At 72.7% G+C, this 15,643-nt stretch carries 4 protein-coding genes; all 4 read right to left on the bottom strand.

The window, feature by feature from the left end:
- Positions 1–90 precede the first annotated feature (90 nt).
- The 4 genes from JK363_RS17455 to JK363_RS17440 all read right to left on the bottom strand — a co-directional run bounded on the left by JK363_RS17455 (position 91) and on the right by JK363_RS17440 (position 15,642).
- A complete protein-coding gene (locus tag JK363_RS17455) occupies positions 91–9,516 on the bottom strand; it encodes a non-ribosomal peptide synthetase (protein ID WP_307821753.1) in 9,426 nt (3,141 codons plus the stop codon).
- Positions 9,516–13,550 carry a non-ribosomal peptide synthetase gene (locus JK363_RS17450; RefSeq protein WP_201875834.1) on the bottom strand — a complete coding sequence of 1,345 codons (4,035 nt, stop codon included), beginning with the start codon at positions 13,548–13,550 and terminating at the stop codon, positions 9,516–9,518. The genes JK363_RS17455 and JK363_RS17450 overlap by 1 nt, the downstream gene beginning before the upstream one ends.
- A gap of 736 nt (positions 13,551–14,286) precedes the next feature.
- Positions 14,287–14,676: a thiol-disulfide oxidoreductase DCC family protein gene (locus tag JK363_RS17445; RefSeq protein WP_201875833.1), complete on the bottom strand. Its 390-nt coding sequence runs from the start codon at positions 14,674–14,676 to the stop codon at positions 14,287–14,289.
- Positions 14,677–14,844: 168 nt separating this feature from the next.
- A complete protein-coding gene (locus JK363_RS17440; protein ID WP_201875832.1) occupies positions 14,845–15,642 on the bottom strand; it encodes an MIP/aquaporin family protein in 798 nt (265 codons plus the stop codon).
- Between the last annotated feature and the right edge of the window lies 1 nt (position 15,643).

Genomic DNA, 15,643 nt, shown 5'->3' with positions numbered 1-15,643 from the left:
GGCCGAACGTGCCGACAACGCCTGGCAGGGATGCGATGAGGGGCCTCCGGGTGGGACGCCGGATGGACGGGCGGGTGGCCGGTGCGCACGTCAGAGCTGACCCTCCACATCGCGGTGGACAGCGTTGACCGCGGTCGTCACCGCCGCTACGTGGGGCGGTCGGACCAGGCCGTAGTGGGTGGTCTCCCGTTCCTCCCAGTCGCTCGGTGCGGTGAGGTGAGGCCGCCACAGCTCGCGCTGCTCCGCGGGCGAGCCGAGCGACGGCAGGCCCGGCACCGGGAGCCGGGCCAGCCACACCCGGGCCGGGGTGGTGGTCAGCAGCGGAAGCCGGTGCTCTGCCATGGCACGAAGGTTGGCCAGGCAGCGCCGGGTGAGCCGGTCGGCGTACTCCCGGGCCGCCTCGCCGTCCCGGCCGCCGCTGCCGACTCCCAGCTCGTGCGCGAAGAGTGCTTGCAACTCCCCTTCGCCGTACGTCTGGTAGAGCCGGCCGGAACCGGGCGGCGGCGGGTCCAGCAGATGGACTGCGGCCACGGGTCGGCCGACCGCTTCCGCCTCGGCGGCCATGCCGACGGCCACCCAGGCGCCGAACGACCACCCGGCCAGCTGCCGGTGCCAGCCGGCGGCCGGGAAGCGCGTCTCCAGTGCCGCGTGGTACTGGCGGGCCCGCTCGGCGATGGTCCACTCCGGGCCGCCGGACCGGTGCAACGCCGGGTCGGCGATCAATGTCACGGTCAGCCGCGGGTCGAGCCCCGCGGCCAGCGCGCGGTAGGCCTGGATGTCTCCGCCGACCGGGTGCACCAGGCACAGCACCTCGGTTCCGGTGCCCTGCTGCCACACCTCGAGCGTGACCTGCGATCCGGCCGCCGGGACGTCATCGGCTGCCCCGGTCGTGGCGCAGGAGGCGGACGCCGCGGAGCGGGCCCGGTCCAGCAAGGTCAGGACCTCGGTCAGGGAAACCTGGTGACTCAGCTCGGCCAGATCGAGCTCTACGTCGAAGTGGCGCTTCATCTCGCCGATGAGGTCCAGCAGAGTCAGCGAGTCGGCGCCCAGGTCGTAGAGCGAGGCGTCCGGGTCGAGGGTGTCCAGCCCCAGCCACTCGCACAGCCAGTCGCCCAACAGCCCGGCGGGTTCACCGCGGCTCTCCGTGGGACTCTGCCGTGAACCGCCGGTGTCCGGCGCCGTGGTGGTGTCCGGTGTGGCCGCGGTGGGGGCCGGGGCGGGCGGGGGCCCGGCGTAGAAGGCGCGGGACGCCGTCAGTTCGGTGGTGGAGACCAGCACCTGCGGCAGTTGCGCGGCCAGCGCCCGGGTGAGGGTCCGACGGCCCTCCGCCACCGTCAACCCGACCGCCAGATGAGCCTGGTGGCGGACATCCGCGGCCGGGGCACGCAGCGCCATCCCGGCCTCCCGCCACACGTCCCAGCCGATGGCCAGCCGGAGCGTCGTCCCACCGCCGTCCGGCTGGTGGTGGGCGAAGGCGTCCAGCACCCCGGCCGCCGCGGCGTAGTCGAGCTGGCCGACCCCGCCCAGCGTCCCGGCCATGGAGGAGCAGTAGACGGCCAGCTGCGGCCGGAATCGCTCGACCAGGCGCTCCACCAGCAGCGCGCCGTTCAGCTTGGCAGCAGAGCCGGTGTGCGCCGCGGCGGCATCGCGGCGCGCGATCAGCCCTCCGGTGCCTGCGCCGGCCGCGTGCACCACGGTGTCCAGCCGTTCGGTACGGCCGGCGACGAGCGAGGCGAGCCGATCCGGGGAGTCGGTGGCCAGGTCGGCCTCGACCAGCTCGATCCGGTCGGCCCATGGCACCAGTGAGTCCGGCAGTTCCGGCCGCCGGGCCAGCAGCAGCACCCGGCCGGGGGTCCGTTCCAGCAGCCAGCCGGCGACCGTGGCGCCGATTCCGCCGGTGCCGCCCAATACCAGGTGGGTCGTGTCCGCCTCGGTCGGCACCACCACGTGGTCACACGGTGCCGGTACCGGCACCGTGTCCTGCCGCCACCAGTAGCCGTGGCGCAGCGCCAGGTGCGCGGGCAGGTGCCCGTCGGCGGCCAGCAGCACCGCCAGTGGCGCCGCCCAGTCGGTCGGCGCGGCGGCCGGGAGGTCGATCCAGTGCCCGGCGGTGGCGCCTTCCTGTGGCGCCACCTCGGTGACACCGGCGAGCAGCGCCAACTCGGGCCGGTCCACCGGACCGTCCACCGGTCGGGCCCGGTACGACAGCCACACCGGGCGCAGGGTGAGACCGGTCCGGCCCGCCGCCGCCCGGACCAGTGCGGCCGGAGCGTCCAGGCAGGCCCGGCGGGCCCGGTGCAGTCGGTCGGCGTCGACCGGGCCGGTCACGCTCAGCGGCAACGCGTGCAGCCAGTCCACGGCGCCCAGGTCGCCCAGCGCGTCCAGCAGTGCGCCGAGCGAGGCCGGGTCGGCCGGGTCCACCGAGTAGGAGTCGTTGCCGAGCCGGGCGAACCCGCTCGCCGCGGCCACCAGGACCACCCGCGAACGGACCGAGCGCAGCGCTCGCACCTCCCCGGGGTCGGCCGGGCCGTCCGTGACCAGTACCAGCGGGTAGGAGGCAGCCGCCGAGGCGGTGGCCGCCGCCCGGCGGAACCGGACCCAGTGCGGCTGGTGCAGCCACTGTTCCTCGGCCAGCCGTGTCGGCCAGGTGGTACCGGTCAACACCGGTGCGGACGCTGCCCGTTCGATGCCGTACTCCGCCCGGGAAAAGGCAGGGGGAGGGAAGTCCCATGGCGCCTGTGCCGGCCCCGTCGGCCAGTCGATCGGTCGGCCGGCCAGCCAGTCGGCGACCAGACTCGGTGCGCTGCGGTCCGCCGCCTGGACCGGCTCGGCGCCCGGCTGTACCGCGATGGCGGTAGCGGTGCGCAGCCACCGCACCGCCGAGGCCGGGTCCGGGCAGACCGCCGCGATCCGCCAGCGGCGGGCGGGCCGGCCGGCCTGGAGATGCCGCAGAACCGTCGGGTACGCCTCCGGGCGCTCCGCGAGGTATGCGGCGATCCGGTCCGCGTCGGCGCCCAGCGCCACTTCGCTGGAGGCGGAGAGCAGCAGGCAGGGCGGTGGTGCGTCGACCGGCCGTCCCGGCTCGCCCGCTTCGATCAGCGCGTGCGCGTTGGCGCCCCCGATGCCGAAGCTGCTGACCGCCGCCACCCGTGGCCGGTCGGCAGGCCAGGGCCGTGCCGTGGTCGGTATGTAGAACGGTGTCGGGTCGGGGCCGAGCTGCGGGTTGAGGGCGCGGAAGTCCACGGTGGGTGGTATCAGTCCATGGTGGACGGACAGTGCCGCCCGGATCAGCCCGACCACGCCGGCTGCCGCGCCCAGGTGCCCGATCTGGCTCTTGACCGAGCTCAGCGCGGTACGGCCGGAGTCCGGTACCTCGAACGCCTGGCGCAGCGCCCCGACTTCGACCGGATCGCCGAGCCGGGTGCCGGTGCCGTGCGCCTCGACGTAGCCGAGGTCGGCGCCGGTACGTCCGCCGCGGCGCAGGGCGGTTCGGATCACCTCGCGCTGGCCGGCGAGCGAGGGGGCGCTGTAACCGAGCTTGTCCGAGCCGTCGTTGTTCACCGCCGACCCGGTGACCAGCGCATAGACCGTATCGCCGGCTCTTCGGGCCAGGCTCAGCGGCTTGAGTACCAGCATGCCGACCCCGCAGGAGCCGACGGTGCCGGTGGCGTCATCGCTGAAGGACCGGCAGTGACCATCCACGGAGTAGATGTGCTGCGGCCGGTAGCGGTAACCGTCGCTCAGCCCGGTGTCCACCAGCACCCCGCCGGCCAGCATCACGTCGGCGTCGCCCTGCCGCAGCATCCCGGTGGCCACGTGCACCGCGAAGAGCGAACTGGCGCACGCCGCTTGGACGGTGAACGCGGGGCCGGTCAGGTTGAGGTGGTAGGCGGCCTTGGTGGCCAGAAAGTCCTTCTCGTGGTGGAGCGCGAGCTGGAAACCGTCCGGCAGCCGGTCCGGGTCGGTCTGCCGGAGCATGGACTGGAAGTAGGTGTTCTCGCCCGCACTGGCCACCAGCCCGACCCGAAGAGCCGAGGTGTCGGCGATGCCGGCGTGCGCCAGCGCTTCGACGCAGGTCATCAGCGTGTGCCGCTGCTGTGGGTCCATCAGCCGGGCGTCCTGCCGGCTGATACCGAAGTGCTCCGGGTCGAAGTCGAGCAGCCCGTCCATCTGACTGCGTGCCCCCACCAGCCCGTCCGGGGCTTCGAAGTACTCGATGCCACGGCCGCCGTTCCGGACCAGCTCCCAGAAGGACCGCAGGTCCGGGGCACCGGCCAGCCGCACCGCCATCCCGACCACCGCGATCGGCTCCTGGCCCGCCGCCTCGGCCGATGACGCGCCGGGCCCGGCGTACTCGAGCGGAGCCCGGTCGGCATGCGTCCCGGGAGCCTGTGCGGTGAGCTCCGCGGCGCCTTTGCCGGAGCGGCCCGGCCCCGTGCCGTCCAGGAAGCGGGCCAGTGCACGCACCGTTACATGCTCGAAGAGGTCGGCGATCTGGAACCGCAGGCCGAGGGCGGTGGTGCACCGCAGATGGAAGCGCATCAGCGCCAGGCTTGACGCGCCGGCTTCGAAGAATGTCTGGTCCGGGCCGATGGGCACACCGGTCACCGTCTGATACGTGGCGGCCAGTTCGCTCTCTCGCTGCGAGTGCTGCCCGTCGGACGGGGCGCGCCGCAGCTCCTCGCCGGGGGTGCGCAGCGCTGTCCGGCGGTCCACTTTGCCGCTCGGGGTACGCGGCAGCGATGGAAGACGACGGAACCGGTCGATGCGCACGTGCGGCGGGAGCAGCGGCACCAGGTGGTCGGCCAGCTCCTCGGCTGACGGGGTGTCATCGCGGCACTCCAGGCAGGCGGTCAGCCCGCCGTCCTCCGGGACCACCACCGCGCCCACCACCCTCGGGTGGCGCAGCAGCGCCGCCTCCACCTGTCCCAGCTCCAGCCGGTGGCCGCTCAGCTTGATCTGCTGGTCGTCCCGGCCGTGGTGGTGCAGCAGCCCGTCGTGGCCGAAGGATGCCCGGTCGCCGCTGCGGTAGAACAGGCCCGCTCCGGGCAGTTCGACGAAGCGCTCCCGATTCAGCGCGCCGTCGCCCAGATAGCAGCGGGACACCATGGTGCCGCCGATCAGCAGGTCACCGACGCAACCGGGGGGCAGCGGCTCGCCGGTCGGGTCCACCACCCGCAGCAGCGCGCCCGTCACCGGGACGCCGATGGCCGGTCGCTCCGGCCAGCGTGCCGGGTCACCGTCCAGGCACAGTGCGCTGACCACGTGCGTCTCGGTCGGCCCGTAGTGGTTGAACAACCGGGCCCCCGGCAGACCGGCGAACCAGTGGCGGATGGCGTCGGTGCACACCAGCTGCTCGCCCGCGGTGACCACCTCCCGCAACCGGGACGGGTAGCGGCCCAGGTGGACGGCGTGTTCGGCAAGCAGTTGCAGTGCCACGTACGGCATGAAGATGCGCTCCACGCCGGCCGACTCCAGCTGGTCGAGCAGGGCCGGGGCGTCCTGCCGCCAACCGCGCTGTACGAGGTGCAGGCAGCCACCACCGCACAGGGTGGTGAAGATCTCCTGGAACGAGACGTCGAAGGACAGCATGGAGAACTGCTGGGTCACGGCCGGTGCGTCCAGGCCGCCCTCGGCCGCCTGCCAGTGCAGCAGGTTGGCCAGCGTGTGGTCGAAGACCTGGACGCCCTTGGGTACTCCGGTGGAGCCGGAGGTGAAGAGCGTGTACAGCGGACGGCCGGCGTGCGGCGGAAGTGGTACGGCGGGCGGCTCGCCCTCCGTCAGGGTGACCGTCCGGCGTGGTGTGTCACCCGGGTCCACCACGTCGAACGCCGGCTCGCCGCCCGCCGCGAGGAGCACGCACACCGGGTCGACCTGGCGCAGGATCTGCCGCAGCAGCCCGGCCGGGTAGGCCGGGTCGAGCGGCACCGCGGTCCAGTTGAGCCGGGCGAGCGCCAGCAGCGCCACCACGTGCTCCACCGACGGCTCCATGTACAGCGCCACATGCCGCTGCCGCTCACCACCGGTTGCCAGCGGGTGACCGGCGCGCAATTCCCCGGCGAGCCCCGCCGCCCACACGTCCAGCTGTGCGTAGGTGACCGGGCCGTCCGCAGTCATCAGGGCGGACGCGCCCGGAGTCCGGGCGACCTGGGTGGCGAAGCCGTCGGCCACCGTGGGCCGGCCGCCGGCCGGCTCGGCGCCGCGCCCGAACTCCGGCAGCGCGCGCCGGTACGGGGCCGCCAGCTCGACGGGGGTACCCGACCCGTTGGTGGCGAGCAGGTCGAGTCCGGTCCGGCACAGCCGGTCCATGGCTTCGATCTCGGCAGCCGTGAAGTGGTCGGCCGCGTACTCCCACAGGCAGTCGAAGCCGTCCGGGTGTTCCACCAGCGAGACGGTCAGCGGCACCTTGGCCTCGGCCGGTGCCCGCCACACCGGCCGGGCGGTGACCCCGGGCAGCTCCAGCGCGCCGAAGTCGGTGTTCTCCAGGACGAACAGCACGTCGAACGGGGGCCGGCCGGCCGGATGGTCACGGTCGTCCAGCACGTCGGCGAGCGACACATCCTGCCACTCCAGGATTTCGCGCACCGCCGCGCCCAGCCGCAGCAGTTCGGCGCGCAGCTCGCCGCGCGGGGCGACCGCCACGGGGAGCAGCACGGTGTTGGCGAACATCCCGACACTCGACTCGAACTCCTGCACAGGACGGCCGGTGACCGGGGTGGCGATGCGCGGCCGGGTCCGGCCGGTGACCGCGTACAGGCTCCAGGCGAACACGCCGAGCAGCAACTCGAAGCGGCTCAGCTCCAGTTCGCCGCAGAGCCGGTCCACCGCGGCACGGTGGTCCGGGCCCAGTACGGTGTGCACGAGTCGGCCCTCGGGGCCGGCCCGGTGGCGGGCAGGCCGCAGCGGTTCGTCCGGCTCCTCCTCGGTGGTCCAGCGCTCGCGCAGCTCGGCGCGGAGCGCCTGGTACCCGGCCCCGGCGAGCCAGTCGGCCTGCCAGGCGGCGTGGTCCAGCGGGGTGGGTGCCGCGGAGAGCTCCGGCAGCGCGGTGTCCGGTGCGCCGAGCGCCTGGGCGTAAGCGGCCGACAGGTCGCGGAAGAGCACGGTCAACGACCAGCCGTCCACCGCGATGTGGTGCAGCCGCAGCAGCAGTGTGCCGCCGTTCGCGTGCGGCAGCCAGCAAGCGGCCAGCATCCGGGGACGCGCCAGATCGTGCGGCTCGGCGAAGAACCGGTCGGCGAAGGCGGAGGTGGCCTCCTCACCGGTGAGCGCCGCGGCCTCCGGCTCGGTCCACGGGTCGTACGGCTCACCCACCACTTGCAGCAGACCGTCCGGCGACGTCTCGAACCCGGTACGCAGTGCCGGATGCCGAACCACCAGGCCGCACAGGGCCCGGCGCAGCGCGGCCTGGTCCACCGCGCCGTCCAGCCGGAGCGTCTGGCCCACCGTGTAGCTACGGGAACCGGGGAAGCGCTGGTGGTGCAGCCAGAGCCGCTGCTGCTCGCTGGTGGCCGGACCACGGGTGGCACCGGACGGCGGGGCGGGCACCGGGTAGCGCGGTTCCGCTCCTGAGCCGGCCTGATCGATCGCCTCGGCGATGGTGGCGAAGTCGGCGTGCAGCACCGCCGCTTGGCTCAGCTCGTGCCCCCAGCGGCGGCGGATCTCGAAGCGGAACCGCAGAGCCCGCAGGGAGTCGCCCCCGCTGGAGATCCATCGGTCCATGGGGCGCAGCCCCGAGGTGCCGAGCACTGCCTCGGCCAGCTCCAGCACCTCGCGTTGGCGGGCGGTGACGGGAGCGGCCGGGCTCGCGTCGGCGGAGCGCTGCCACGGGCGGTCCGGACGACGCAACAGCGCGGCCCGGTCCACCTTGCCGTTGCCGGTCAGGGGCAGTGCGTCGACCCGGTGCATCCGGTGCGGCCTCATGTAGGCCGGTACGGCGGACGTCAGGTGCCGGTCGAATTCCTCGAAATCCAGTTCCGGGCCGACCACCAGGTAGGCCAGCAGCTCGTGTCCGGCGGTCTCCGGATGCTCCCGGGTGCAGACATACGCCTGCCGGACTGCCGGGTGCGCCGCGATCCGCCGTTCCACCTCGGCCGGCTCGATCCGGAAGCCGCGCACCTTCACCTGCCGGTCCACCCGGCCCAGATAGGTGATCACCCCGTCGGGGTCGGCCCGCACCAGGTCACCGGTACGGTAGTAGCGTTCCCGGCCGCCGTCGTACCAGGTCAGCCGGACGAACTGCCGGGCGGTCTCGTCCGGCAGGTTGCGGTAGCCCCTCGCCACGCCGGGCCCGGACAGCAGCAGCTCGGCCACCTCGCCCGGGTCGGCGACGCGTTCGGAGCCCGGTACCACCAGCAGCGCCCCGGTGTCCGGTATCGGCCGGCCGACCGGCACCACGTCCGCGTCGAAGTCCCGGGGGAGTGGGTGACTGAGGGCGATGGTGCACACCTCAGTGGGGCCGTAGGCGTTGCGCAGCACGGTGGAACCGCCGGTGTTGTGCTCGTACCAGCGCCGCACCACGGCCGGGTTGAGCTGTTCGCCACCGACCAGCACCTGTCGCGCGCCGGCGAAGCAGGAGGGCACGGTGTCCACCACAGCGTGGAAGAGCGCGGTGGTGACCAGCACCGTGTCGATCCGCTCACGCAGCAGCGCGGTGGCGAGCCGGTGCGGCGACTGTACGTCCTCGTCCTGGAGCACCACGCAGCAACCGCCGGTCAGCAGCGGTGTCCATATCTCGAAGTTGAGCGCGTCGAAGGCCGGGTTGGACAGGCAGGAGAAGCGTGCCCCCGCCTCCAGCCGCAGCCAGCCGGGCAGGGCCATCCGCATCACGCCGGCCTCCGGCAGCTCCACACCCTTGGGCCGCCCGGTGGTGCCGGAGGTGTAGAGGATCAGCCCGGCCGGACGCTCCGGGAACCCGTCGATGACGGCGCCCTCTGTGACCGGTTCCCGCCCGGACTCCGGTCCGCTCTGCCGAGGTTGGGGATCCGATGTGGCCGGGCCGGGGCCGTCGCCCGGCTCGGCCTGGTCCGATACGGCGGTCAGCAGCCGCTCCGCCGACAGTGGACGCACGGTGGCCGGTGGATTCTCCGGTGTTGTGGTGCCGTGCACCAGCACGACGCTGCCCGAGTCCGTCAGGATGTGCGCCTGTCGCTCCGGTGGGCTCTGCGTGTCGAGCGGTACCACCCGGGCGCCCAGCCGCAGCGCGCCGAGCACCACCACGACCAGTTGCCAGGAGCGAGGCAGGCCGACCGCGACCGCATCGCCGGGGTGCGCCCCGTGGCGGCGCAGCGCCGCGGCCACGTCGGCGCCCGCGGTGTCCAGCGCCGCGTAACTGAATCGGCGGCCTTGGTCCACCAGCGCGATCGCGTGAGGGGTGAGCCGTGCCTGGAGGTGAACGCCGTGTGCCAGACCGGTCGCCACCATGGCCGGTATCCCGTCCGCCGGTGTCCCGGCCGGGGTCGGCGGCCTTCCGGGGCTCGGCCGCTCGGCGGGGGCCGGGCCGGGGCTCGCCGTCGTCATCACAGCTCCAGCGCCACGGACGGCACGGCGGGGCGGGCCGGCGCCGCGGTGTCCAGCCGGGCCAGTTCCGCGACGATCACCTCGGCCACCGCCGACACCTGCGCTCCCTCCAGCAGCTCCCAGTGGCCGCAGTCGAGCGGCACCACCGCGAGTCCCGCGCCGGCCCGCCGCTGCCAGAACTCGCGGGTCGGGTGCGGGCCCGACGCGCCCCGCCCGTCCGTGGCGGCCTCGATCAGGGTCAGCCGGGCGGTGGTCGGCCGCGGCTGGTGTGCGCGGGCGGTCATCCGGCTGTGGTTGTAGGTCTCGAAGTACCGGGAGAGCTGGTCGGCCTTGATGCCCGGGTACATGCCGTTGAACCGCACCAGCTTCTCGGTGAACTCCTCGTACGCCACCGGCTGGATCGCTGCCCGCTCGGCCGGGTCGTCGGAGGCTTGGGTGTCGAGCAGCACCACGCTCAACCGGGAGTGGCCGGCCGGCGCCAGCCGTCGGCCCATCTCATGCGCGATCAGGCCGCCATAGGACAGCCCGCACAGCAGCAACGACTCGTCCGGGCGGGGGTCGATCAGTTCCACGTACGCCTGCGCCATCGCCTCGACGGTGGGAAGCGGCGCCTCATGCGCGTTGATGCCCGGGGCCTGGATGCCCCAGACCCCGATGTCCTCCGGGAGCGCGCCGGCCAGCGGCAGATAGCAGAAGGCGGTACCGCCGGCCGGATGGACGCAGATCAGCCGCCGCCGGCCGGCGCCGGCCCGGAACTCGATCAGGTTGGTATCCGGCGCCCCGGAGGCGCCCCGGCGCAGCCGTTCGGCGAGTGCCTCGATGGTCGGATGCCGGATCACCTCCCGGATCGGCGGCGTCTCGCCGAACTCCTCGCCGATCGCGTGAGCCATCTTGATGGCCGAGATGGAGGTGCCGCCGACGTCGAAGAAGTTGTCCGCTATGCCGATGTCGGGATGGAGCAGCAGCCGGGACCAGATCCGGCGCAGTCTCATCTCCACATGGTCGCGTGGGGTCGTGGTGTTGACCTGTGCCGGCAGCGCCGCCCGTGCCCGCTCCAGCAGGGCCGCCCGGTCCAGCTTGCCACTGCGGTTCAGCGGCAGAGCGGGCAGCTCCACGAAGACTGCGGGGATCATGTAGTCCGGCAGCCGCTCGGCCAGGGCGGCCCGCCACTCGTGCGGTTGCCGGGACTGCGCCTCGCCGCGTCCGATGCCGGCCACCAGCCGTGGTTCGCCGGCCGGGTCGCGGTCGACCAGGATCGCGGCCTCCCGCACCCCGGACAGCGCCAGCAGGGCCGCCTCGACCTCACCGGGCTCGATCCGGAAGCCGCGCAGCTTGATCTGGTCATCGCGGCGGCCGACGAACTCGGCGTTGCCATCGGGCAGTCGGCGGGCCAGATCGCCGGTGCGGTAGATCCGGCCGCCGGTGACGAACGGGTCGCTGCGGAACCGCTCGGCGGTCAGCTCCGGCTGGTTGAGGTAGCCGCGGGCCACGCTCGCCCCGCCGATGTACACCTCGCCCACCACACCGGGCGGCACCGGCCGCATCCGTTCGTCGAGCAGGTAGAGCCGGGTTCCGGGCAGCGGCCGGCCGATCGGGCACGGCCGGTCCAGCGGCCGCGGGTCGACGTAGGCGGTGCTGTACAGCGTGGTTTCCGTCGGTCCGTAGCCGAAGCAGATCCGCAGCCCGGGCAGGGCCGAAGCCATCCGGTGCAGTGCCGCCTCGGGCAGTGGCTCCACCCCGGTCAACACCTGGCGAAGCGCCAGCCCGGCCAGCCGGACCTTCGGGTCCTCGTCGATCCACCGCACGTAGGCCGGCGGCAGGAAGGCTTGCACCACCCGGTGTTCGCCGAGCCAGCGCATCAGCGCGGCCGGGTCGCCGCGCAACTCCTCGGGCACCAGGTGGACTTCGGCGCCCGTGGTGAGGGGCAGCAGCAGCTCGTGCACCGAGGCGTCGAATCCGATGCTGGACCAGGCCGAGGTCGCCTCGCCCGGGGTGGCGCCGAACCGGGCCAGCCACTGATCGAAGAGGTTGACCACATTGCCGTGGGTCACCGCGACACCTTTGGGCCGGCCGGTGGAGCCGGAGGTGTAGATCACGTACGCCAGATGCGCGGACGGGACGGCGATGCCCGGTGTGCTGTCCCGCTCGCCCTCGGCCTCGACGGCCGTCAGCGGGTGCCAGTCGTCCGGCGTGCCCTGCCGGTCGGTGAGGACCAGGGCCGGCTGTGCGTCGGCCACCATCGCGGCCAGCCGTTCGGCCGGCTGGCCCGGGTCCAGAGGAAGCCAGCCGGCGCCGGCCTTGAGGATGCCGAGGACACCGACCACCAGCTCGGCCGACCGGCCGACGTGCAGGGCGACCACCTGGTCCGGGCGCACCCCGCGGGCGATCAGGGAGTGCGCCAGCCGGTTGGCCCGCCGGTCGAGCTCGGCGTAGGTCAGCCGACGGTCGCCGTCCACCACCGCTGTGGCCGCCGGGGCGGATCGCACCCGCGCCTCGAACCGCTGGACCAGCCCGGCCGGTTCGGCGGTCCGCTCCGTCCTCCGGGCGACGCCGGGCACCGTTGCGTTTGCGTCCGCCGGGGCACCGGTGGCGTCCCAGTCGGCCAGCAGCTCGGCGGTCTCCGCCTCGTCCAGCAGCGCGTACTCGGTGACCGGCCGTCCGGGCTCCCGGGCGAGTTGCTCCAGCACCCGGACCAGGTAGCGCACGTGGCGCTCGACGGCCTCCCGGTCGAAGAGCGCGGTGGCATAGTCCAGATCACCGACGATCCGTCCGTCCGCCTCCTCCAGGGCGAGGACCAGGTCGAACTTGGCCGGGGCGAAGGGCATCGGCAACAGCCGTACCGTCACCCCCGGCAGCTCCATCATCTTCTCCATGGGCGGAACCCAGGCGAGCATGGTCTGGAACAGCGGGGTGTGCGCGGCGCTGCGCGGCGGGTTCACCAGCTCCACCACCCGCTCGAACGGCAGGTCGACGTTCTGCACCCCGGCCCGGACCGTGGCCCGTACCTGCCGCAGCAGTGCCGAGCCGGTCGGCGCGTCCGCCAACTCGACCCTCAGCGCCAGGGTGTTGACGACGAAGCCCATGATGCCGCCGACGTCGCCGCGCCGACGATTGGCGGTAGGAGCGCCCACCACCAGGTCCTGCTGCCCGGACAGCCGGGACAGTACGATCGACCAGCCGGTCAGCAGGGTCGAGAAGAGCGAACCCTGGTGCTCCTTGGTGACCGCCTTGAGCGCCGAGGTCAACTCCGGACCGATCTCCAGGTGCACCCGGTCGCCGGTGTGGTCCTGCTCGGCCGGGCGCGGCCGGTCGGTCGGCAACTCCAGCAGCGGCGGCACACCGGCCAGCTTCCCGGCCCAGTACTCCTCCTGCGCGACGGGTTCCTCACCGGCCATCCACGTCCGCTGCCAGCGGGTGAAGTCGGTGTACTGCCACCGTGCCGGCGGCAGCGGGTCCGGCTCGCCACGCAGCAGGGCAGAGTAGAGCGCGCCGGTCTCGCGCAGCATCATGCTCCGGGACCAACCGTCGAACATCGCATGATGCACGGTCAGCACGATCACGTGGTGGTCCGGGCCGAGCACCACCAGCCGGCCACGGGCCAGCGGTTCGGCGGCCATGTCGAACGGCACCACCGTCTCCCGGTACAACAGGTCGGCCAGCCGTTCCTCGGCATCAGGGCAGCCCGTCAGGTCGTCCACCGTCAGCGCGAAGCCGATGTCCGCCGGATCGACCTGTTGGTATGCCTCGCCCTCGAACGGCACCAGCCGGGTGCGCAACGCCTCATGCCGGGTGGTCAGCGTGTCCAGCGCCCGACCCAGCACCGTCCGGTCCAGTGGCCCCCGCAGCCGGAAGGCCATCGGCTCGTTGTACGCGGCACTGGCCCCCTCCCGCTGTGAAAGCGCCCACAGCCGACGCTGTCCGAAAGAGAGCGGTGGCCGATCGGCCAGCCGAGCTTCGCTGTTGGACGGGGCCGACGAGGGCTGCGAAACCGGGGCCGCCTCGGCCGAAGAGGCGGAACTTGGCAACGATGTCATCGACGAGAGCAGCCCTTTCCACTCGTGGAGCCGGAAACATGCGGAAGCCGGGTACTGCGAATCGGCAGGCGCCCAGCGGACGACGCGCCGGGCCGGAACATGCTCACCGGCGGCTTGGAATCACGATCCAAGGTCTTGGATTGGAGATCACGAAGCCGTTCGGGGGAGGATTTTTCGCCAGCGTGATGATCAAGTCAATGAGAGCACCAGCAGAGTGGTGATCTGCCTGGTGATTGCGGCCCCAGGACGCTGTACAGCGGGGCGGTGACAGCCTGGGCCGCCACGGCGATGGCACTGATGGAACCGGCGGCTCTCGAGATGCCCGCTCTCCGCCTACGGCATGGGCGCACTGCCCGGCCTGCCGTCCGGGTCAGGAGGTCACGCCTGCGACGTGGGCGACCGAGTGCGGTGAACGCCGACGCGTCGAGCGGCCCGCTGAGCGTCGCGCTCGCGCTGTGGCCGGGGGTGCGTTCCGAGCCACCTCGGGCTTGTCCTCGGATGTCGCGTCCACATCAGTGGGGATGCGAGGGCTGGCGGTCCTGTGGTATCGGGTGGCGTTCCGCACCCTTGCTTCAGCCGGTCACGGCACCGTTCCGCCGGCCTGTCCGCCGGCGTTCCTCAACCCTCAGGGCTGCCAGCTGATATCCGGCTCCAGCAGTCGTCCTGCCGAGCGGTGAATCCGCGGTGGACGGCGGCCGGTGCCTTCACACGCAGGCAGGTGCTTCTTGGGCCACTGCTACGGGCTCTGGGGCCGATGGTTCGGCAGAGCACACGCTGCTGTCCCTCCCGGCATCCGGTGACGGTTGGCCGCGATCAGCCGGTAGACCCCCTGGGCTACCCACCGCGCGGGAGGCAGCATGAGCAACGCACCCAGTAGTGACCATCCTCGGCCCGCACTCAACAGCAACTTCGCGACAGCCTGAGCTCCTCCATAGACGGTCCCCGTTGGAGTCACCCACAACACCTCATGCTCGGCCCGTTCTTGGGTGACGCCGAGCGTTTGCAGGTCCGCGCATTGCCATGGGACGAACGCGCAGTGTGGTCGGAGACGTCGTTCAGCGAAGTGCACCGAGGTGGTGCAGAAGCCGCAATCTCCATCGAAGACGAGTACTGGCTGAGGCCGCATGGCTCCATCATCGCGCGCCCCGCGGCAAAGCGGTCACGTTCGTCCACATCTCATGCCGCATCAGGCAACGCTCACTTTCTTCCGGAGTGACGCACCGCCCCGGTGATCGCCGGGGCGGCGTCGGGCCGTCAACCTATGCGGACGGCAGAGCGAGTAGGGGTTTTTACCTCAATGCGTGGGTGGACTGGCGGACCGGGCCCTCTTGTTGAGCGTGCTCCAGCGAGCGATCAGGGCAACGAGGGAGGCGCCGGTCGGAGGAGCCAGGAGATAGATCCACAGGGAGTCCGTCCGACCGGCCCACAAGGCCGGGCCCAGCTGCCGGGCGGGATTGGCGGAGCCGCCGGTGCTCGGCCCGAGGGCAACAATGGCCGCGGCGACGGCCAGGGGGAGGGCCATCGGGATCCATCGGGTTCCCTGCGGCAGGGCCAGGAGGAGCAGGGCCAGTCCCATGATCAAGGCCGTGGCTCCAGCCTCTGCTGCGAACAAGGCCGGGGCCGTCCACCCGGGGGCGGGGCCGACGGCGGCGTACGCCATCGGCCCCGAGACAACCGTCCCCCACACGAGTCGGGCCAGGCCGGTGCCGACCAGCGATCCGGCGAGCTGGGCGACGGCGTAGGGCAGGACGTCACGGCCAGGAAACGCGCCGGTCACCCATAGTGCGAGGGTGACGGCCGGGTTGAGGTGTCCGCCCGAGTACCGTCCCCACAGGGAGCGCAGAGCGAGCCAGAGCGCCAACGCCACGATGCCTGCCACGACAGTGAGCTGGAGACGCAGGTCCGGCAGGTGCGCGCCGAGAGGGGAGGCCATCACCCAGCGCACGGCGGTGACCACGACGAACAGCAGCACTCCCGTGAGGGCGAACTCCACGGCAGCCGCGGCCCAGTGGTACCTGGCCGTGGGACGCGGGTTGTCACTGGATGGTGAGGCGATCTTGCGGTGGCTGTGGCCACGGGTGCCGCTGAACAAC

The organism is Streptomyces coffeae (genome assembly GCF_016741875.1).
Classification (GTDB): Bacteria; Actinomycetota; Actinomycetes; order Streptomycetales; family Streptomycetaceae; genus Streptomyces; species Streptomyces coffeae.
The sequence above is the reverse complement of the archived record's forward strand: the minus strand, read 5'-3'. Positions and strand labels throughout refer to the sequence as shown.